The sequence below is a fragment of the Streptomyces sp. NPDC111606 genome (assembly GCF_055656945.1).
The window spans coordinates 1,067,114-1,086,330 of record NZ_JBVKBY010000001.1; the positions used below are offsets into that span (position 1 = coordinate 1,067,114).

At 70.2% G+C, this 19,217-nt stretch carries 13 protein-coding genes; 3 read left to right on the forward strand and 10 right to left on the reverse strand.

Annotation, left to right across the window (positions count from 1 at the left end; genetic code table 11):
- Positions 1-36: 36 nt before the first annotated feature.
- Positions 37-4,179: a HAMP domain-containing protein gene (locus ACZ7M7_RS04940; RefSeq protein ID WP_472112852.1), complete on the forward strand. Its 4,143-nt coding sequence runs from the start codon at positions 37-39 to the stop codon at positions 4,177-4,179.
- Positions 4,180-4,191: 12 nt separating this feature from the next.
- A complete protein-coding gene (locus ACZ7M7_RS04945; RefSeq protein ID WP_472112854.1) occupies positions 4,192-4,752 on the forward strand; it encodes a response regulator in 561 nt (186 codons plus the stop codon).
- A 123-nt stretch (positions 4,753-4,875) separates the two neighbouring features.
- Here the strand turns inward: ACZ7M7_RS04945 and ACZ7M7_RS04950 are convergent, their stop codons facing one another.
- Positions 4,876-6,747: an AMP-dependent synthetase/ligase gene (locus tag ACZ7M7_RS04950; protein WP_383611068.1), complete on the reverse strand. Its 1,872-nt coding sequence runs from the start codon at positions 6,745-6,747 to the stop codon at positions 4,876-4,878.
- Positions 6,748-6,988: 241 nt separating this feature from the next.
- On the reverse strand, positions 6,989-8,857 hold the full coding sequence (lepA, locus tag ACZ7M7_RS04955) for a translation elongation factor 4 (protein ID WP_383611071.1): 1,869 nt from the start codon (positions 8,855-8,857) through the stop codon (positions 6,989-6,991).
- Between the two features lie 220 nt (positions 8,858-9,077).
- Here lepA and rpsT point away from each other — a divergent pair, with 220 nt between their 5' ends.
- A complete protein-coding gene (rpsT, locus tag ACZ7M7_RS04960) occupies positions 9,078-9,344 on the forward strand; it encodes a 30S ribosomal protein S20 (RefSeq protein WP_383611074.1) in 267 nt (88 codons plus the stop codon).
- Positions 9,345-9,526: 182 nt separating this feature from the next.
- Here the strand turns inward: rpsT and ACZ7M7_RS04965 are convergent, their stop codons facing one another.
- The 8 genes from ACZ7M7_RS04965 to ACZ7M7_RS05000 form a co-directional block, all read right to left on the reverse strand.
- Positions 9,527-9,922, reverse strand: coding sequence for a nuclear transport factor 2 family protein (locus ACZ7M7_RS04965; RefSeq protein ID WP_383624657.1), 396 nt, complete (start codon positions 9,920-9,922; stop codon positions 9,527-9,529).
- Between the two features lie 378 nt (positions 9,923-10,300).
- Positions 10,301-11,290 carry a DNA polymerase III subunit delta gene (gene holA / locus ACZ7M7_RS04970; protein WP_383624658.1) on the reverse strand — a complete coding sequence of 330 codons (990 nt, stop codon included), beginning with the start codon at positions 11,288-11,290 and terminating at the stop codon, positions 10,301-10,303.
- A gap of 529 nt (positions 11,291-11,819) precedes the next feature.
- Complete coding sequence (locus ACZ7M7_RS04975) at positions 11,820-12,065, reverse strand: hypothetical protein (RefSeq protein WP_383611079.1); 246 nt, start codon at positions 12,063-12,065, stop codon at positions 11,820-11,822.
- Between the two features lie 81 nt (positions 12,066-12,146).
- A complete protein-coding gene (locus ACZ7M7_RS04980; protein ID WP_472112857.1) occupies positions 12,147-12,986 on the reverse strand; it encodes an arylamine N-acetyltransferase family protein in 840 nt (279 codons plus the stop codon).
- A gap of 4 nt (positions 12,987-12,990) precedes the next feature.
- On the reverse strand, positions 12,991-15,831 hold the full coding sequence (locus ACZ7M7_RS04985) for a ComEC/Rec2 family competence protein (RefSeq protein ID WP_472112859.1): 2,841 nt from the start codon (positions 15,829-15,831) through the stop codon (positions 12,991-12,993).
- Positions 15,828-16,619 (reverse strand): ComEA family DNA-binding protein, encoded by a 792-nt coding sequence (locus ACZ7M7_RS04990; RefSeq protein WP_472113934.1) that lies wholly within the window; start codon positions 16,617-16,619, stop codon positions 15,828-15,830. Before ACZ7M7_RS04990 ends, ACZ7M7_RS04985 begins: the two co-directional genes overlap by 4 nt.
- Before the next feature lie 737 nt (positions 16,620-17,356).
- Complete coding sequence (locus ACZ7M7_RS04995; protein ID WP_383624667.1) at positions 17,357-18,202, reverse strand: DegV family protein; 846 nt, start codon at positions 18,200-18,202, stop codon at positions 17,357-17,359.
- Between the two features lie 92 nt (positions 18,203-18,294).
- On the reverse strand, positions 18,295-19,083 hold the full coding sequence (locus ACZ7M7_RS05000; protein WP_383624670.1) for a hypothetical protein: 789 nt from the start codon (positions 19,081-19,083) through the stop codon (positions 18,295-18,297).
- Positions 19,084-19,217: the final 134 nt, after the last annotated feature.

The following is a 19,217-nucleotide window of genomic DNA, read 5'->3' on the forward strand; positions in this document are numbered from 1 at the left end:
ACGCCCATAAGCACCGAGTTACCGAAGTGGGCCGCCATGAGTGAGAACCGTGCTACGCGTGTGCTCGAAGACGGACAGAAAGACGGTCAAATTCGAGCATCGGAACTGCGCCCGCTGCTCGCCGCGATGACCGCGGCGAGGGACGGCGACTTCCGGAGGCTGCCGGAGACCGGTGAGGGAGTGGTGGCCGAGCTGACGGCCGTCTTCAACCAGATCATGGACCGGAGCACGCACTTCAACCGCGAAGTGCAACGGGTCAAGCGGGAGTTGGTCCGGCACGGCAGGCTCGACGAGCGGCTCTCGGCGAGCCCGGGCCCCGGCGACTGGACGACCCGCGTCAACGACGTCAACCAGGTGCTCGACGCCCTCGTCGCCCCGGCAGCGAACGCGACGCGCGTGCTGGACGCGGTGGCCGGCGGTGACCTGACCCAGCGCGTCGATCTGCACGACGGCAGCCGCCAGTTACGCGGCGACCTGCGACGCCTCGGCCGTGCCGTGAACAAGATGGTCGACCAGCTCTCCCTGTTCACCGGCGAGGTGACCCGCGTGGCCCGCGAGGTCGGGACCGAGGGCCGGCTCGGCGGACGGGCCAAGGTGACGGGGTTGTCCGGCAGTTGGCGGGACGTGACCGAGGCCGTCAACACGATGGCGTCCCGGCTGACGGCGCAGGTGCGCGACATCGCCCTGGTGACCACGGCGGTGGCCCGCGGCGACCTGACCCGCACGGTCACCGTCGAGGCGACCGGCGAGCTGCTCGAACTCAAGCTGACCGTCAACACGATGGTCGACCAGCTCTCCGCCTTCGCCGACGAGGTGACGAGGGTCGCCCGCGAGGTGGGCACGGAAGGTCAGCTGGGCGGGCGGGCCCAGGTACGCGGCGTCAGCGGCGTCTGGAAAGACCTCACCGACAACGTCAACTTCATGGCGTCGAACCTGACTTCCCAGGTCCGCAACATCGCCCAGGTCACCACCGCCGTCGCCAACGGCGACCTGAGCCAGAAGATCACCGTCGACGCCCAGGGCGAGATCCTGGAGCTGAAGTCGACCATCAACACGATGGTGGACCAGCTCTCCGCCTTCGCCGACGAGGTCACCCGCGTCGCCCGCGAGGTCGGCACCGAAGGAAACCTCGGCGGCCGGGCCCAGGTACGCGGCGTCTCCGGCGTCTGGAAAGACCTCACCGACAACGTCAACTTCATGGCGGACAACCTGACTTCCCAGGTCCGCAACATCGCCCTGGTCTCCACCGCCGTCGCCCAGGGCGACCTGGGCAAGAAGATCACGGTGGAGGCGAAGGGCGAGATCCTGGAGCTGAAGTCGACCATCAACACGATGGTGGACCAGCTCTCCGCCTTCGCCGACGAGGTCACCCGCGTCGCCCGCGAGGTCGGCACCGAAGGAAACCTCGGTGGTCAGGCCCAGGTACGCGGCGTCAGCGGCGTCTGGAAAGACCTCACCGACAACGTCAACTTCATGGCGCTGAACCTGACCTCGCAGGTCCGCAACATCGCGCAGGTGACGACCGCCGTGGCCAACGGCGACCTCTCGAAGAAGATCACCGTCGACGCCCGCGGCGAGATCCTCGAACTCAAGGACACCGTCAACACGATGGTGCAGCAGCTGCGCGCCTTCGCCGACGAGGTCACCCGCGTGGCCCGCGAGGTCGGCACCGACGGCCGGCTCGGCGGCCGTGCGCAGGTGCTGGGCGTCTCCGGGGTCTGGCGGGACCTGACCGACAACGTCAACTACATGGCCGACAACCTCACCTCACAGGTGCGCAACATCGCCCAGGTCACCACCGCCGTCGCCAATGGCGACCTCTCCAAGAAGATCGACGTGGACGCCCGCGGCGAGATCCTGGAGCTGAAGACCGCCATCAACACGATGGTCGACACGCTCTCCTCCTTCTCCTCCGAGGTCACCCGCGTGGCCCGCGAGGTGGGCTCCGAGGGCCAGCTCGGCGGCCAGGCCCGGGTGGAGGGCGTGTACGGCACCTGGAAGCGCCTGACGACGAACGTGAACGAGCTGGCGTCGAACCTGACCACCCAGGTCCGCGCGATCGCCGAGGTCGCCTCCGCGGTGGCCCAGGGCGACATGTCCCGCTCGATCACGGTCGAGACGCGCGGCGAGGTCGCCGAGCTGAAGGACAACATCAACCTGATGGTGGCCAACCTGCGCGAGACGACTCGCGCCAAGGACTGGCTGGAGTCCAACCTGGCCCGCCTGGCCGCCCTGATGCAGGGCCACCGCGACCTGATGGAGGTCGCCGACCTGCTGCTGCGCGAGCTGACGCCGCTGGTCAACGCCCAGTACGGCGCGTTCTTCCTGGCCGACCCGGACGAAGAGAGCGCCGCGCTGCGCACCACGGTTCCCACGAAGGGACTGGCCTTCATCGCCGGATACGGCTCGGCCCAGGGCACGACCATCGAGACCGGCGGCCTCCCGGTGCACGGCCTGGTCCGGCAGGCGGCCGGGGAGAAGAAGCGGATCCTGGTCGAGGAGGCCCCACCGGACTACATCAAGATCAACAGTGGGCTCGGCGAGGCGGCTCCCAGCAGCGTCGTCATCATCCCGATCCTCTTCGAGGACAAGCTCCTCGGCGTGATCGAGCTGGCGTCCTTCTCCCGCTTCTCCGACGTGCACCTGGCGTTCTTCGACCAGTTCGTGAACACCATCGCCGTCGCGATCAACACGATCATCGCCAACTCGCGTACGGAGTCCCTGCTCGGCGAGTCCCAGCGGCTGGCCATGCAGCTACAGGAACGCTCGGACGAACTCCAGATGCAGCAGGCGGAGCTGCAGCGCTCGAACGCCGAACTGGAGGAGAAGGCGGCGCTCCTGGCGACCTCGTCGCAGTACAAGTCCGAGTTCCTGGCCAACATGTCGCACGAGCTGCGGACGCCTTTGAACTCACTGCTGATCCTGGCGAGGCTGCTCTCCGACAACCCGGACGGCCATCTCTCCGACCAGGAGGTCCAGTTCGCGACGACGATCCACCGTTCCGGCTCGGACCTGCTCCAGCTGATCAACGACATCCTGGACCTGTCGAAGATCGAGGCCGGCCGGATGGACGTACGCCCGAAGAAGCTGCCGCTCATCAAGCTGCTGGACTATGTCCACGCCACCTTCCGCCCGCTCACCCTGGACCGCGGGCTCGCCTTCGAGGTGACGGTCGGCGAGGACGTACCGCGCGAGATGTACTCGGACGAACAGCGCCTCCAGCAGATCCTGCGCAACCTCCTCTCCAACGCCATCAAGTTCACCGCGTCGGGCAAGGTCGAGCTGCGCGTGAACCGGGTGAAGGACCCCGACCACCACTACGTCCTCGAGGGCGACGACGTGATCGCGTTCTCGGTGTCCGACACCGGCATCGGCATCGCGGCGGAGAAGCTCCCGGTGATCTTCGAGGCGTTCCAGCAGGCCGACGGCACGACCAACCGCAAGTACGGCGGCACAGGCCTGGGCCTGTCCATCAGCCGCGAGATCGCCGGCCTGCTGGGCGGCCGTATCGTCGCCGCGAGCGAGCCCGGCATGGGCTCCACGTTCACGTTGTACGTCCCGGTCGTCAGCCCCGGTCACTCCGCCACCGGGCCGGTGCCCGAGGACCGTGCGCTGCCGGTGCCGGAGCAGCTGTCCACCGAGACGTTCTCGACCGCCCACGACGCGGACGACTCCTGGCCGACACCGACCAAGCTGGAGGCCTGGCAGACGGGCCGGGCGGGGCAGGTCCTGCCGGGCCGGCGGGTGCTCATAGTGGACGACGACATCCGCAATGTCTTCGCGCTCACCCATGTCCTGGGCCGGGTCGGCATGCCGGTCCTGTACGCGGAGAACGGCCGCGAGGGCATCGAGACACTGGAGCGCACCCCGGACGTCGAACTCGTCCTGATGGACATCATGATGCCGGAGATGGACGGCTACGAGACGATCTCCGCCATCCGTCGCACCCCGCGCTGGACGGACCTGCCCATCGTCGCCCTCACCGCGAAGGCCATGCCCGGAGACCGGGAGAAGTCCATAGCGCGGGGCGCCAACGACTACGTACCGAAGCCGGTGGACGTGGATCAGCTGCTGACCGTCGTCTGCGACCTCCTGGACCCCGAGGTCGCGGACAAGACCGTAGTACCGGAACCGAGCGCTTCCGAGGAGGAAGAGGTTCCGCCGACCATCACCGAGTGAGGCCACTTCATCATGAGCGCTGAGGCAACGACCGACGAGCGTGCCGGCATCCTCCTCGTCGATGACATGGAGGACAACCTGATCGCGCTGGAGGCCGTACTGGGGTCCCTCAACGAGCCGCTCGTCCGCGCGCGTTCGGGCGAGGAGGCGATGAAGGCGCTGCTGCGGCAACGCTTCGCCCTGGTGCTGCTCGATGTCCGGATGCCGGGCATGGACGGCTTCGAGACCGCCACCAACATCAAACGACTCGACCAGACCAAGGACGTCCCGATCATCTTCCTGACCGGCGCGGAGGACGACCCGGGCTACGCCTTCCGCGGCTACGCGACGGGCGCGGCGGACTACCTGACCAAGCCGTTCGACCCTTGGGTGCTACGCGCGAAGGTGACGGTCTTCCTGGACCTGTACCGCAAGACCAGGCAACTGGAACGCCTGCTGAGCCGCGAACACGGCCACAGCAAGCAGTTGAGCGCCAAGCTGGCATCCCTGGAGGAACAGCTTTCCGGCGACACCCCCGCGGATCTCACGGAACTGCGCGCGAGGGTCCATGAGATACGCCGGCTCGTCGGTTAGGGATGCGCGTCCCGACCGAAGGGGCGCGGGGCTGTGTCGATTTGCGGCTCCGCCGCGTGGGCGCGACCACCCACGACGAACCCGCAGCCGCCAACGCTTCCCCGCCGCCCCTCTCCGACGGCGCTACGCCTCCCGCGTCCCCGCGTACATCTCCTCGATCAGACCCTTGTACTCCCGCTCGACAACCGGCCGCTTCAGCTTCAGGCTCGGCGTGATCTCCCCGTGCTCCACATCGAGATCCCGCGGCAGCAGCCGGAACTTCTTGATCGTCTGCCACTTCTGCAGCCCGGCGTTGAGCTGCTGCACATACCCGTCGACCATCTCGATGGCGGCCGGTGAGGCGACGATCTCCGCGTACGACTTCCCGCCGAGCCCGTTCTCCTCGGCCCACGCCACGATGGCGACCTCGTCCAGCGCGATCAGCGCCGTGCAGAAGTTCCGGTCGGCGCCGTGCACCAGGATGTTGGAGACGTACGGGCACACCGCCTTGAACTGCCCCTCGACCTCGGCGGGCGCGATGTACTTGCCGCCCGAGGTCTTGATCAGGTCCTTCTTGCGGTCGGTGATGCGCAGGTACCCGTCCGGGGACAGCTCCCCGATGTCACCGGTGTGGAACCAGCCGTCGGACTCCAGCACCTCGGCGGTCTTCTCCGGCAGCCCGTGGTAGCCCTCCATGATGCCCGGGCCGCGCAGCAGGATCTCGCCGTCGTCGGCGATACGGACCTCCGTGCCGGGCAGCGGCTTGCCGACCGTGCCGGTGCGGTAGGCCTCGCCCGGGTTCACGAAGGACGCGGCCGAGGACTCCGTGAGGCCGTAGCCCTCCAGGATGTGGATGCCGGCGCCGGCGAAGAAGAAGCCGATCTCCGGGGCGAGGGCGGCGCTGCCGGACACACACGCGCGCAGGTTGCCGCCGAAGGCCTCGCGGATCTTGGTGTAGACGAGCTTGTCGGCGACCTTGTGCTTGGCGGCGAGCCCGAAGGGCGCGGAGTGGGTGCCGGTGCGCCGGAAGTTGTCCTGGGTGACCTTGGCGTACTCGCGGGCGACCTCGGCGGCCCACTGGAAGATCTTGTACTTGGCGCCGCCGGCCGCGCGGGCCTTGGCGGCGACCCCGTTGTAGACCTTCTCGAAGATGCGCGGCACGGCCGCCATGTACGTCGGCTGCACGACCGGCAGGTTCTCGATGATCTTGTCGACGCGGCCGTCGACGGCGGTGACGTGGCCGACCTCGATCTGACCGGAGGTGAGCACCTTGCCGAAGACGTGCGCGAGCGGCAGCCACAGGTACTGCACGTCCTCCGCGCCGACCAGGCCGGTCGCGGCGATCGCCTTCGCCATGTACGACCAGTTGTCGTGCGGCAGCCGCACGCCCTTGGGGCGGCCGGTGGTGCCGGAGGTGTAGATCAGGGTGGCCAGCTGGTCCTTGGTGATCGCGCCGACCCGCTGCTTGATCAGCTCGGGGTCCTTCTCCAGCCGGGCCGCGCCACGGGCCTCCAGCTCGGCGAGGCTGAGCACCCAGTCACCGGTCTCGACGCCGTCCGCGTCCACGACGATGACATGCGTGAGGTTCGGCAGCTCGGCGCGCTTCTCCAGCGCCTTGGCCACCTGGGCCGCGTCCTCGGCGATGAGGACCCGGCTCTCGGAGTCGGCGAGGATGAACGCCGACTCCTCGGCGTTGGTCTGCGGATAGACCGTGGTGGTGGCCGCGCCGGCGCACATGATGCCCAGGTCGGCGAGGATCCACTCGATCCGGGTCGAGGAGGCGAGGGCCACGCGCTGCTCGGGCTGGACGCCCAGCTCGATGAGCCCGGCCGCGATCGCGTAGACCCGCTCGGCGGCCTGCGACCAGCTCAGCGACTTCCAGTCGTCCGCGCCCTGTCCCGCAGCCGACGGCACGGGATAGCGGTACGCCTCAGCGTCCGGCGTTGCTGTCACGCGCTCCAGAAAGAGGGCCGCCACGCTCGGCGGACGGTTCTCGATCAGTGTCTGTGTGCTCACGACATCCTCCGGGGGCCCGCGACTGTGCGGCTGACGTGCGGCTGGTTCCACTCGCGTTGTTTAACTCGCGAGTAACTATCGAGCAGGCATCAGGGTAAAGGCCGACGGCCCACTGCGTAAGGGCCTACGCCCTGTCACTTCCTCCAGACGGTCACACGGCGCGCACAAAAGGGTCCGTCGCTCTTTCGTACGACGGACCCCTGATGCGGCGATTTGCCGGGTCACCTGGTGCTACCTGCGGTTACTTCTTGGCCTTGCCCGAACCCGCGCTGTCATCACTGCTCAGTACGGCGATGAAGGCCTCCTGCGGAACCTCCACGGAACCCACCATCTTCATCCGCTTCTTGCCTTCCTTCTGCTTCTCCAGCAGCTTGCGCTTACGGGAGATGTCGCCGCCGTAGCACTTGGCGAGGACGTCCTTGCGGATGGCGCGGATGGTCTCGCGGGCGATCACCCGGGAGCCGATGGCGGCCTGGATGGGTACCTCGAAGGCCTGCCGCGGAATGAGCTCGCGCAGCTTGGCGACAAGCCGCACGCCGTACGCGTACGCGGCGTCCTTGTGCGTGATCGCGGAGAAGGCGTCGACCTTGTCGCCGTGCAGCAGGATGTCGACCTTGACCAGGCTGGAGGTCTGCTCGCCGGTGGGCTCGTAGTCCAGCGAGGCGTATCCGCGCGTCTTCGACTTCAGCTGGTCGAAGAAGTCGAAGACGATCTCGGCGAGGGGAAGCGTGTAGCGGATCTCGACCCGGTCCTCGGACAGGTAGTCCATGCCGAGGAGGGTGCCGCGCCGGGTCTGGCACAGCTCCATGATCGAGCCGATGAACTCGGTCGGCGCGAGGATCGTGGCGCGTACGACCGGCTCGTACACCTCGTTGATCTTGCCCTCGGGGAACTCGCTCGGGTTGGTGACGGTGTGCTCGGTGCCGTCCTCCATGACCACCCGGTAGACCACGTTGGGCGCGGTGGCGATGAGATCCAGCCCGAACTCGCGCTCCAGCCGCTCCCGGATCACATCCAGGTGCAGAAGCCCCAGGAAGCCGACGCGGAAGCCGAAGCCGAGGGCCGCGGAGGTCTCCGGCTCGTAGACGAGCGCGGCGTCGTTGAGCTGGAGCTTGTCGAGGGCCTCGCGCAGCTCCGGGTAGTCGGAGCCGTCGAGCGGATACAGACCGGAGAAGACCATCGGCTTCGGGTCCTTGTAACCGCCGAGCGCCTCCTCGGCGCCCTTGTGCTGGCTGGTGACGGTGTCACCGACCTTGGACTGGCGGACGTCCTTCACACCGGTGATGAGATAGCCCACCTCGCCGACGCCGAGGCCGTCGGCCGCCAGCATCTCCGGTGAGTTCGTCCCGATCTCCAGCAGCTCGTGCGTGGCGCCGGTGGACATCATCCGGATCCGCTCGCGCTTGTTGAGCTGACCGTCGATGACACGGACGTACGTCACGACACCGCGGTAGGAGTCGTAGACGGAGTCGAAGATCATCGCGCGGGCCGGAGCATCCTTGACGCCGACCGGGGCGGGGACCTCGGCGACGACCTTGTCGAGCAGGGCATCGACGCCCAGGCCCGTCTTGGCGGACACCCTGAGCACGTCGCTCGGCTCACAGCCGACCAGGTTGGCGAGCTCCTCGGCGAACTTCTCGGGCTGCGCGGCGGGCAGGTCGATCTTGTTCAGCACGGGGATGATCGTGAGGTCGTTCTCCATCGCCAGGTAGAGGTTGGCGAGAGTCTGGGCCTCGATGCCCTGGGCGGCGTCGACGAGGAGGACGGTGCCCTCACAGGCGGCCAGCGACCGCGAGACCTCGTACGTGAAGTCGACGTGCCCCGGGGTGTCGATCATGTTGAGGATGTGCGTGTTGCCGGAATCGTGGGTGGGAGCCCACGGCAGCCGCACCGCCTGGGACTTGATCGTGATGCCGCGCTCACGCTCGATGTCCATCCGGTCGAGGTACTGAGCACGCATCTGCCGCTGCTCGACCACTCCGGTCAGCTGGAGCATCCGGTCGGCGAGCGTGGACTTGCCGTGGTCGATGTGCGCGATGATGCAGAAGTTGCGGATCAGTGCCGGGTCGGTACGGCTCGGCTCGGGCACATTGTTAGGGGTCGCGGGCACGCAGGGTCCTGTCTCTTGAGGCGCCTTATGCCTCGGGTCGGATCTATACGTAGGTTCCATGGTCCCATGGGCGGCGACCTACGACCGTTTTGGGCCGTCGGCCGGGCCACTGGTAGCCTGGGTGGCTGTGTCTCATGCCCTCTCAGCACGAGGCACACTCCAGAAAATCACCGGTACGGGTCCCGCGCGGCCCCGTGCCAGAACCTGAAAAGGCTCATCAGTGGCGAACATCAAGTCCCAGATCAAGCGGATCAAGACCAACGAGAAGGCTCGGCTGCGCAACAAGGCCGTCAAGTCCTCCCTGAAGACCGCGATCCGCAAGGCCCGTGAGGCCGCTGCCGCGGGTGACACCGAGAAGGCCACCGAGTACCAGCGCGCTGCCGCGCGTCAGCTCGACAAGGCCGTCTCCAAGGGCGTCATCCACAAGAACCAGGCCGCCAACAAGAAGTCGGCGCTTGCTTCGAAGGTCGGCGCTCTCAAGGGCTGACACTTGATTTGATCGCCGGAGGGAATCGAGCGGGCCCTCTCTCATCCGCTCCCGTCCGGCACCCCGAGCCTGTACGCGGCCTGCGTTCGCCACGCGGGTACGGGCTCAGCATCTTGAACCGAAGGCCCCGGCCACCGTCCTTCCCCAGGACGGCGGCCGGGGCCTTCGGTGTGCGTGCGGTGTCAGCTCCAGAAGTCGTTGGCCTTGTCGATGTCCTCGACACACTCGTCGAGATCGGTGGCCTTGTCTCCGACGATACGGAAGATGATGGCGCCGTTCTCGTCGATGTGCTTGCCGTTGCGGTCGGCACTGAAACGGTGCAGGGCGACGACATGGCCCCGGCCGTCGACGAGCAGTGAACGCAGCTCCGCCCGCATGGTGCCGTTGGTCTCCGCGGCGAGCCGACCGTACATCTCGATGATCGCGTCCATGCCCTTGTAGTCACCGGAGAGCGGGTGGCTGCCGGGCACGTGCTGCGTGCAGTCCGATGCCATCAGCCCGCGCAGGGTGTCCATGTCTCCACGTTCAAATGCCGCGTACCCCTTGCGGACGAGCTGTGCGTGCGGGTGTTCAGCCATCGCGATCGCCACCTTTCCAGTCCGGCGACATACGGCTGATACGCCCGATTCTCCTCGCTCTGCCCCGGGTCTGTCGTTTGGATCAGGTCGGCTGGGAAATGCTGCGCCTCTCAGCCGACCCGAGCGGGGTCCGGTGCGTGCAGTTGCAAGGCGGACGAGGGCGACGACGCGATGGGGGTCCCCCCGCTCGAGCGACGTCGAGAGTGGGGGAGTCGGCAACCGACGACAACGCGGCAGATGTGCGTGCCGGGGCCCGCGACGCCGGCATGATCCAAACGACAGGACCTAGCTAGGTCGTGTCCGCAAAGTCCCGTCGTCCGCCCGGAGGGCGGGCGCGTGCCAGGCGTCGCGGGGCAGGCCGGACTTTGCGGACACGGCCTAGCCCCGCCCTCTGGACCGGGCCGCGCGCGCGATGGTCACGACCGCCTTCTCCAAGGCGTACCCGGGGTCGTCCCCGCCGCCCTTCACACCGGCGTCCGCCTCGGCCACGGCGCGCAATGCCAGCGCGACTCCGTCGGGCGTCCACCCCCGCATCTGCTGGCGCACGCGATCGATCTTCCAGGGCGGCATGCCGAGCTCCCGCGCCAGGTCGGCGGGACGGCCGCCCCGGGCCGAGGACAGCTTTCCGATGGCCCTGACGCCCTGGGCGAGCGCGCTGGTGATCAGGACGGGTGCCACGCCTGTCGCCAGCGACCAGCGCAGCGCCTCCAGTGCCTCCGCGGCCCGCCCCTCGACCGCCCGGTCGGCAACGGTGAAGCTCGACGCCTCGGCGCGGCCGGTGTAGTACCGCCCGACCACCGCCTCGTCGATGGTCCCCTCGACATCGGCTACCAGCTGACTCACCGCGGACGCCAACTCCCGCAGATCACTGCCGATGGCATCGACGAGCGCCTGGCAGGCCTCGGGCGTCGCGGACCGCCCGGTCGCCCGGAACTCCTGCCGGACGAACGCCAGCCGGTCCGCCGGCTTGGTCATCTTCGGGCACGCCACCTCCCGCGCCCCCGCCTTGCGCGCGGCGTCGAGCAGCTTCTTGCCCTTCGCCTGCCCGGCGTGCAACAGCACCAGGGTGATCTCCTCGGCCGGCGCGCCCAGATACGCCGTCACGTCCTTGATCGTGTCGGCCGACAGGTCCTGCGCATTGCGCACGACCACGACCTTGCGCTCCGCGAACAGCGACGGACTGGTCAGCTCTGCCAACGTGCCCGGCTGCAACTGCTCCGGAGTCAGATCCCGCACATCCGTATCGGCATCAGCGGCCCGGGCGGCAACCACCACCTCCCGCACGGCACGGTCGAGCAGCAGCTCCTCCTGCCCCACGGCGAGGGTCACAGGGGAGAGGAGGTCGTCATTCGCAGATTTCCTGGCCATCGCGACAAGGATGGCACGGGCCACTGACAGTGGGCGCCGACCGGGGCTGTCGGGGAAGGGGGGCCGGTCAGGCTGGGGGCAGGGTGTCGGTCAGGGCGGGGGCTGGACGCCGGTCAGGGCGGGGACAGGGTGTCGGGAAAGGCGGCCGGTCGGGCCGGGGGCAGGGTGTCGGTCAGCACGGGGACAGGGTGTCGGTCAGGCCGGAGACAGGGTGCCGGTGAGGCCCGGGCCAGGGTGTCGGTCACCGATCAGGCTGCGGGCAGGGAGCGGAACCGGTCGAGGAAAGGGGGCCGATCGGGCCGGAGGCTGGACGCCGGTCAGAGGGGACAGGGCGTCGGTCAGGCCGGAGACAGGGTGCCGGTGAGGCCCGGGCCAGGGTGCCGGTGAGGCCCGGGCCAAGGTGTCGGTCACCGGTCAGGCTGCGGGCAGGGAGCGGAACCGGTCGAGGAAAGGGGGCCGATCGGGCCGGAGGCTGGACGCCGGTCAGGGCGGGGACAGGGTGTCGGTCAGGTCGGTCGCTCCGGTCCGGCTACGGCTCCTCCCGCCACCCGTCCCACTCCCCCGCGAACTCATCCAGCTCATCCGGATCCAGCCGCCCCGCCTCGTCCCGCAGCACCACCAGCCACTGCGCGTCCTCGGCGTCGTCCTCCCCGGCCAGGGCATCCCGCACCAGCCGCGGCTCCTCGTCGGTCCCGAACCGCTCCCCGAGCGCCCCCGCGACCTCCTCCGCCGCGTCACGATCGGGCAGCACCAGCACATGTCTCACATCGCTCACGGAGCAATTCTCGGGCACCGCCGGGAGACGACCGTGCGCCGGGTCCGCGCGCTCGCCCAGACCCACGCACCTCCTGGGGGATCAGCCGTCCCGGTTGGGCTTTCGTACCGTCGGCACCCGGTCCAGCTCGATCCCGAACCGTTCCCGGTACACCTCCAGCACCTCCTCGTCCGTCCCCAACTTCTGCTCCTCACGTGTCCCGTCGGCCGCCGTCGTCTTGAAGGTGCGGCCGCTCAGGGTGATCCGCCCGCCTTCCTTCGTCACCCGCGAACACACCAGCGACTTCGTGAAGTGCGAACCCGGCGAGGTGCTGTGCCACCACGCCCCGACCACGAAGTCGCCGAGCGCCCGCGGCCGCTGCTCCAGCCGGTACTCCGCCCTGCCGTCCATGACGACCTCCAGGTCCGCCGCCTCCTCCGCGTCGGCCCCGCCGCGCACCCCCGCCGCGTCCGGCCCTGCCTCGACGATCCGGAACACGCCCGCAGGATCCACCTGCTCACCCCGCGCCTCGAACGCCAGCGGATAGTGGCTGTGCGCCCCGAAGCCGACGTCCGCCAGCCATGCGCCCCCGTCCACGGTCCGCACCTTCAGCGCCATGTGGTCGTAGGGAATCCCGACCTCCTCCTCCTTCACATGGACCCGCCCCGCGAGCAGCGTCACATCGAAACCCAGCGCGGCGAGCAACGCCCCGAACGCACCGTTCAGTTCGTAGCAGAACCCACCCCGTCGCGCTCCCACCACCTTGTCCAGCAGTCGCTTCTCCTCCAGGACGATCTCCTCGCCGAGGTGGATCGAGAGGTTCTCGAAGGGCACGGTCTGCAGATGGCGCAGATGCAGCTCGCGCAGCACGTCCACGGTGGGCCAGGCGGGGTGCTCGACCCCCAGGCGGTGGAGATAGGCATCAACCTCAACGGAATCCATGCCCTCAGTCTCCCGCCACCCGCAGCTCCGCGCCCGTACCCGCGACCGCCAGCGCCCCGTCCTTGTCCGTCCGCAGCACCACGGCGCCCTGTGCCCGCAGTGCCGCGAGGGTGCTGGGAGCCGGATGCCCATACGGGTTGTCCTCACCGCAGCTGATCAACGCCAGCCGGGGCGCCGCCCGGCGTATGAGCTCCTGGTCCTGGTACGCCGAGCCGTGATGGGCCACCTTGAGCACGTCCACGCCGCCCAGCAGCGCCCCCGCCGGCGATCTCAACAGAGCCCGCTGAGCCGGGGGTTCGAGATCCCCGAGCAGCAGGAGCCGCAGCCCGGCCGAACGGACGAGCAGAGTGACACTGGCGTCGTTCGGGCCCTCCGGGGCCATGGCCGGGAGTGACGGGTGGGAGGGCGGCGGCCAGACCACCTGCCAACTCAAGTCTCCGGTACGCCGCTCCTCCCCTGCGGCGGCCCGCGTCACGGGAACGCGCCGGGCGGCCGCCTCCCTGCGCACGAACTCCACCTGGCCCACCGGCTCTTCGTGCCCTGTCGTCTCGATCGCGCCCACCGCGCGACCGCGCAGGACGCCGGGCAGGCCCGCCACGTGGTCGGCGTGGAAGTGGGTGAGCACGACGAGCGGAATCCTGGTGATCCCGAGCGTGCGCAGGCACCGGTCGACGAGCGTCGGATCAGGGCCGGCGTCCACGACCACGCCGGTCCCCTCGCCCGCCGCGAGCACTGCCGCGTCGCCCTGCCCCACATCGCACATCGCGAACCGCCACCCGGGCGGCGGCCACCCGGTGACCACCCTGGTCAGCGGCGGCGGCTGCACCACCACCAGCAGGAGCAGCGCCCCGCAGACACCGCACCACCAGGGGTGCCGCAGCAGCCGCCGACCGGCAAGCAGGGCGACCACCGTCGCGAGGGCGAGCAGCGCCGCCCCGGTCCAGCTGCCGGGCCAGTCCACTCCCGCGCCGGGCAGCGCGGCGCCCGTCCGGGCGACGTCCGCGATCCAGCCGGTCGGCCAACCCGCGCACCAGGCCAGCACCTTGGCCACCGGCATCGCCAACGACGCCGTCGCCAGTGCCGCAAAGCCCAGCACAGTGGCCGGTGCGATCGCGAACTCCGCGAGCAGATTGCATGGCACCGCCACCAGGCTCACCCGAGCCGACAGCACCGCCACGACCGGAGCGCACAGCGCCTGCGCGGCAGCCGCGGCCGCCAGTGCCTCGGCCAACCGCGGCGGCACCCCGCGCCGTCGCAACGCCGCGCTCCAGCGGGGCGCGAGGGTGAGCAGGGCACCCGTGGCCAGCACGGAGAGCAGGAAGCCGTAGCTGCGGGCCAGCCACGGGTCGTACAGCACCAGCAGCAGTACGGCCGTCGCCAGCGCCGGGATCAGAGTCCTACGGCGTCCGGTCGCCAGGGCTAGCAGCGCGACGGCTCCGCAGGCCGCGGCCCGCAGCACGCTCGGGTCCGGCCGGCACACGACGACGAACGCCAGGGTGAGCGCCCCACCGAGCAGCGCGGTCGTCCGCAGGGAGATGCCGAGGCGGGGCGCGAGCCCACGGCGCTCGGCGAGCTGGGCCAGGCCGGGCGGGCCGATGAGCAGGGCGAGGATGATCGTGAGATTGCTGCCGGAGACGGCGAGCGTGTGCGCGAGGTCGGTCTCCTTGAACGCCTCGTCCAGCTCCGGCGTGATCCGCGAGGTGTCCCCCACGACCAGCCCCGGCAGCAGCGCCCGCGCATCAGCCGGCAACCCGTCGGTCGCCTCCCGCAGCCCGGCCCTCAACCGCCCCGCCAGCCGCTGCGCCCCCGACGGCTCCCCCACGACCTCCGGCACCACCGGGTCCCGCACCCGCAGCACGGCCGCGACCCGGTCCCCGTCCGCGAGGGCGGGCGCAAACCGTGCGGTCGCCCTCAGCCGGGTGGAGGGGAGCAGCTCCAGCCAGGGAGAACGCCGGGCGCCGGAGGACTGCGACGCCCCTTCGTCCTCACCGGACGCCCCCCACCCCGCGTCGACGATCATCAGCACCGGTGCCCGCGTCACCACCGCCGTGCCGTCCGCGTCCTCGACGCGTCGTACATCAGCGTTGATCAGCACGGAGGTCGGCGCCATGTGATTCCCTCTGACCCGGGGCCGGGTGAGCCGGGGATCAGAGGTGACCTCGACCTCGACGGTCACGGTGGCGTACTCCCTCGCCAGCTCGGGCACCGGCCCGCGCCGCAGGTCGGCCCCGTGCAGCCCGGCGGAGACGGCGGCCGCGGCGACACAGAGGAGCACGGCGGCGACCGAGGTCCGCGGCCAGCTGATGCGCTTGAGCGCGGTGCTCGGCATGCGCGGTCGGGTGGGGTGCCTGGGGTGGGAATCTGGGCCAGGTCCGGTGAGGCGCTGGGGGCCTGTCCGGCGCCCCGGACGCGTGGGCGGATGTTCGGGCTCGGTTTGATGGTCCGGCTCGGTCCGATGCTCGAGCTCGGGCTCGGGCTCGGTCCGATGGTCCGGCTCGGTCAGACGCCCTGACCTGGCCGCATGGCCATCGCCGCCCCCGCCATCGGAAAGCTCGCTCTCAACGACCCTGCCACTGGTGAGCCCGCCTTCAACGCCCCCGCCCCGCCGCACCACCAGCAGTACGCCTGCCGCAAGCAGACAGACAACCGCCGCCCCGACCGCCCACCCCTCAGGAGCGCCCAGCATCAGGGCCGCCGTCGCCCAGGCGGCGAGCGCGGGCGGGACGAGTCGAAGGTCCGTCGGTCCTTCCTGACGAGGGTGGGAGGCACCGAGCCGGCTGCCGGACGCGGCGTGGACGGCAGCGCGGGAGGGCGCGAGGTCGGCTGTACGGACGTCGTGAGTCATGGCCGCACGAGATTCCGTAGATCGGCGAACCGGCGGTCGCCGATGCCGTTGACCTCGCGCAGCTCGTCCACCGAGCGGAAGCCGCCGTGCTGGGTGCGGTAGTCGATGATGTGCTGGGCCAGGACCGGGCCGACGCCCGGAAGGGTGTCGAGCTGCTCCACGGTGGCCGTGTTGAGGGCGACCGGCGCGCTGGGTGCCGCCCCCGCGACCGCCGCACCGCCCGTGCCGGTACCCGCACCCGTGCCCGCAGCGGCCCCGGACACGACGGCCGGACCCCCGACGATCACCTGCTCGCCGTCCACGAGGAAGCGAGCCCGGTTGAGGCTGTCGGTCTTCGTGCCCGGGCGCACCCCACCGGCAGCGCGCAGGGCGTCGGCCACCCGTGAGCCCGCGGGCAGCCGGTGGATGCCCGGTTCGCGCACCTTGCCGCTGACGTCCACGACGATCTCCGCCGCGGCCGTGGCCCCAGCACCGGACGCACCGACTGCCGCCGACGTACTCGACCCGCTCGCCCCTCCCTGCTGCCCTCCCTGCGGTTCTCCGCCGTACGAGGCCGCCGCCCGCACCACCTCCGGCGCCCGCACGGACTGCGCCCGCCCTGCCCAGAAGTGCTGTACCGCGAACCCGGCAGCGAGGACGAGCACCACCGTGAGCGCGACGACGCTCCGCCGCTCCAGCCCACACCTCGCCTGCAACCACACCGGCATCCGCTCCCGCAAAGCCAGCCCGGCCCGCGCCCGCCACTCCCCGCCACCGGCACCGCCCGCGCCACCAGCCCCGTCACCCACGACGGCACCGGCGCCACCAGCCCCCTCACCGGCACCGGCATCCGGCACTTCCGCGCTCAGCGCCCCATCACCGCGCAGAACATCGGAGCCCACCAGCCGCTCGGCATGCCGGAAATCCGAGCCGCGCGGCCCATCAGCGGCCGGGACAACACGGCCCAGCAGGCCCTCGGCACACGGGACATCAAAACGCCGCGCCCCATCAGCGCCCGGCGCAACAGTGCCCCGCAGCCCATCAGCGCGCCGGCCATCGGATCCCAGCAGCCCACCAGCCCCCGGGACATCCGCACCCGTCACCCCTCCACCCCGCAGCGCACCCCCCAGCTCCGCCCCCGACTCCCCAGGCCCAGGCCCACGCCCCGCACGCCGAGCAGCCCCCTCACACGCCTCCCCACTGACCGGCGGCCCCGCCCCCGACTCCCCCCACTCCCCGGCCCGTTCAGCGAAAATCACCTCCGCCCTGCGCCGCAGCTCCTCCGCCGCTCGCGCGGACGCATGGCGCGGCCGTGACCGGCCCGGGGCATGCAACTGTCGCCGCCGGCGGGCACGGACGTCGGAGTCAGGGCCGCGACCCGGGCCGCTGGTTGCTGTCGTGGTGCGTGTACGTGATCGAAGTGCCATGCGACGAGGATCGGACACCTCGGCACACTCGCGATGATCTTGCTCAATTCCAGGGGATTACCAGCAAGTTGTGGATAACTCCGCCACCCACACGAGTGGCTCACTCACCAGAAGGGCCGTCACCGCGGCGAAACGACAACCCCCAACAATCCAGGCCCCGTGTGCGCACCGATTACCGCCCCGACCTCACTCACATGCAGATCGGCCAGCCCCGGCACCCGCGCCCGCAAACGATCCGCCAGCGCCGACGCCCGGTCGGGGGCGGCGAGATGGTGGACCGCGATGTCGACCTGCGCGCTGCCTGCCCGGTCGGCCGCGATCTCCTCGAGGCGGGCAATCGCCTTGGAGGCCGTCCGCACCTTCTCCAGCGGGCCAATCCTGCCGCCCTCCAACTGCAGCAGCGGCTTCACTGCGAGCGCGGAGCCCAACAGCGCCTGTGCGGCACCGATGCGGCCGCCACGGCGCAGATAGTCGAGGGTGTCGACGTAGAAGTAGGCGGCCGTGGCCCCGGCCCGCTTTTCCGCGGCAGTGACGGCCTCGTCCACCGTGCCGCCCGTCTCCGCCGCCTCGGCCGCCGCAAGGGCGCAGAAGCCCAGCGCCATGGCGACCATCCCGGTGTCCACCACCCGCACCGGTACCGGCGCCTCGCGCGCCGCGAGGACCGCCGCGTCGTGGGTGCCGGAGAGCTCGGCGGACAGGTGCAGGGAGACGATGCCGGTGGCGCCGGACTCGGCGACCTTGCGGTAGTGCTCCGCGAACACCTCGGGGCTCGGGCGCGAGGTGGTGACCGGGCGTCGCTTCTGCAACGCCTGGGCGAGGGATCGGGTCGAGATCTCGGTGCCCTCGTCCAACGCCTGACCGCCGACGACCACGGTCAGGGGCACCGCTGTGATGCCGTGGCGCTCCATCGTCCGCTGCGGCAGGTAGGCCGTTGAATCGGTGACGATCGCGACATGGCGGGACATGAGCTGGAGGTTACCTGGCGTAGCGCCCGGGCGGCAGTCCGACCCCGCTCACCTGGGAATGCCTTGACCGATCAGCGCGTGCGAAACGGGGCTCAAGTCGTGCTCTCGGGACGGGGTTTCTTCTGCCACGGGTACGTCGGGCGCGGGGCTGCCGGGCTGATGGCGGGCCGGGTCGGCTCCTCGGCCCGCTGCGACTGAGGTGTGTCCGGCCAGGTCTGCTCGGCTGTCGCGGCGGCCTCGGCGGCCGGGGCCTCCGGCCACGGGGGCGGCGTGGACGACGGACGCTCCGGCGGCGTCGACGAGGAGGAAGGAGAAGAGGACGAGGAAGAGGACTCCGTCGTCTGCCAGTGCCGCAGGGCGCCGGCCTCCAGGTCGATCTGCGCGCTGAGGGTGTCCAGGTCGTCGGCGGCGAAGCGGCGGGCCCGGTCGCGGGCGGCCCAGCGCAGCGCGTCCGCCGACTTGACGACGCGCTCAGTGCGCTCGCGCAGGTCAGGGAGCCGCTGGGCGAGGGTCGCGCGGTCCGGCTCGGACTCCAGACGCCGCATCTCGGCGTCCAGTTCGTGCCCGTGTGCGCTGAGACGTTGGAAGAGGCCGAGGGACTCCTGGAGAGACTCGTCCTCGGTCACGCCCGCGTGCAGCGCGTCCTGGGTGGCCCGCATCGAGGTGCGCAGCTTCAGCCGCAGCTGGGCGAGCTCGCCGACCGCGCCCGGCTGGGCGAAGGACTTGGCCCGCAGGGTGCCGTCCTCGACCGTACGCCGGGCATGGGTGATGGTCTCGTCCACGCGGCGCTTGGCGGCCCCGACCACCTTCACCGTGGCGTACGCGCCGAGCACGACGAAGAGCACGAAAAGCAGGGCGACGACTGCGATCACTGCTTCCACGAGCTCCTCCTCGACCGGTCGCGGCACACGCCGCGTCACTCTTCAACGGTAAACGCAACAGGCAGGCCCGGAGTTCCAGAAGAACCCCGAACCTGCCCGTAGGGGATCACCCCGAGCCCACATCAGACCCGGCC

Excerpts from the sequence above, each read along its gene's own strand:
- ACZ7M7_RS04940 (WP_472112852.1), top strand. The coding sequence starts at position 37 with ATGAGTGAGAACCGTGCTACGCGTGTGCTCGAAGACGGACAGAAAGAC.
- ACZ7M7_RS04995 (WP_383624667.1), bottom strand. The coding sequence starts at position 18,202 with ATGTCCCGCCATGTCGCGATCGTCACCGATTCAACGGCCTACCTGCCG.
- ACZ7M7_RS04945 (WP_472112854.1), top strand. The coding sequence starts at position 4,192 with ATGAGCGCTGAGGCAACGACCGACGAGCGTGCCGGCATCCTCCTCGTC.
- ACZ7M7_RS04965 (WP_383624657.1), bottom strand. The coding sequence starts at position 9,922 with ATGGCTGAACACCCGCACGCACAGCTCGTCCGCAAGGGGTACGCGGCA.
- ACZ7M7_RS04980 (WP_472112857.1), bottom strand. The coding sequence starts at position 12,986 with ATGGATTCCGTTGAGGTTGATGCCTATCTCCACCGCCTGGGGGTCGAG.
- ACZ7M7_RS04985 (WP_472112859.1), bottom strand. The coding sequence starts at position 15,831 with ATGACTCACGACGTCCGTACAGCCGACCTCGCGCCCTCCCGCGCTGCC.
- holA (WP_383624658.1), bottom strand. The coding sequence starts at position 11,290 with ATGGCCAGGAAATCTGCGAATGACGACCTCCTCTCCCCTGTGACCCTC.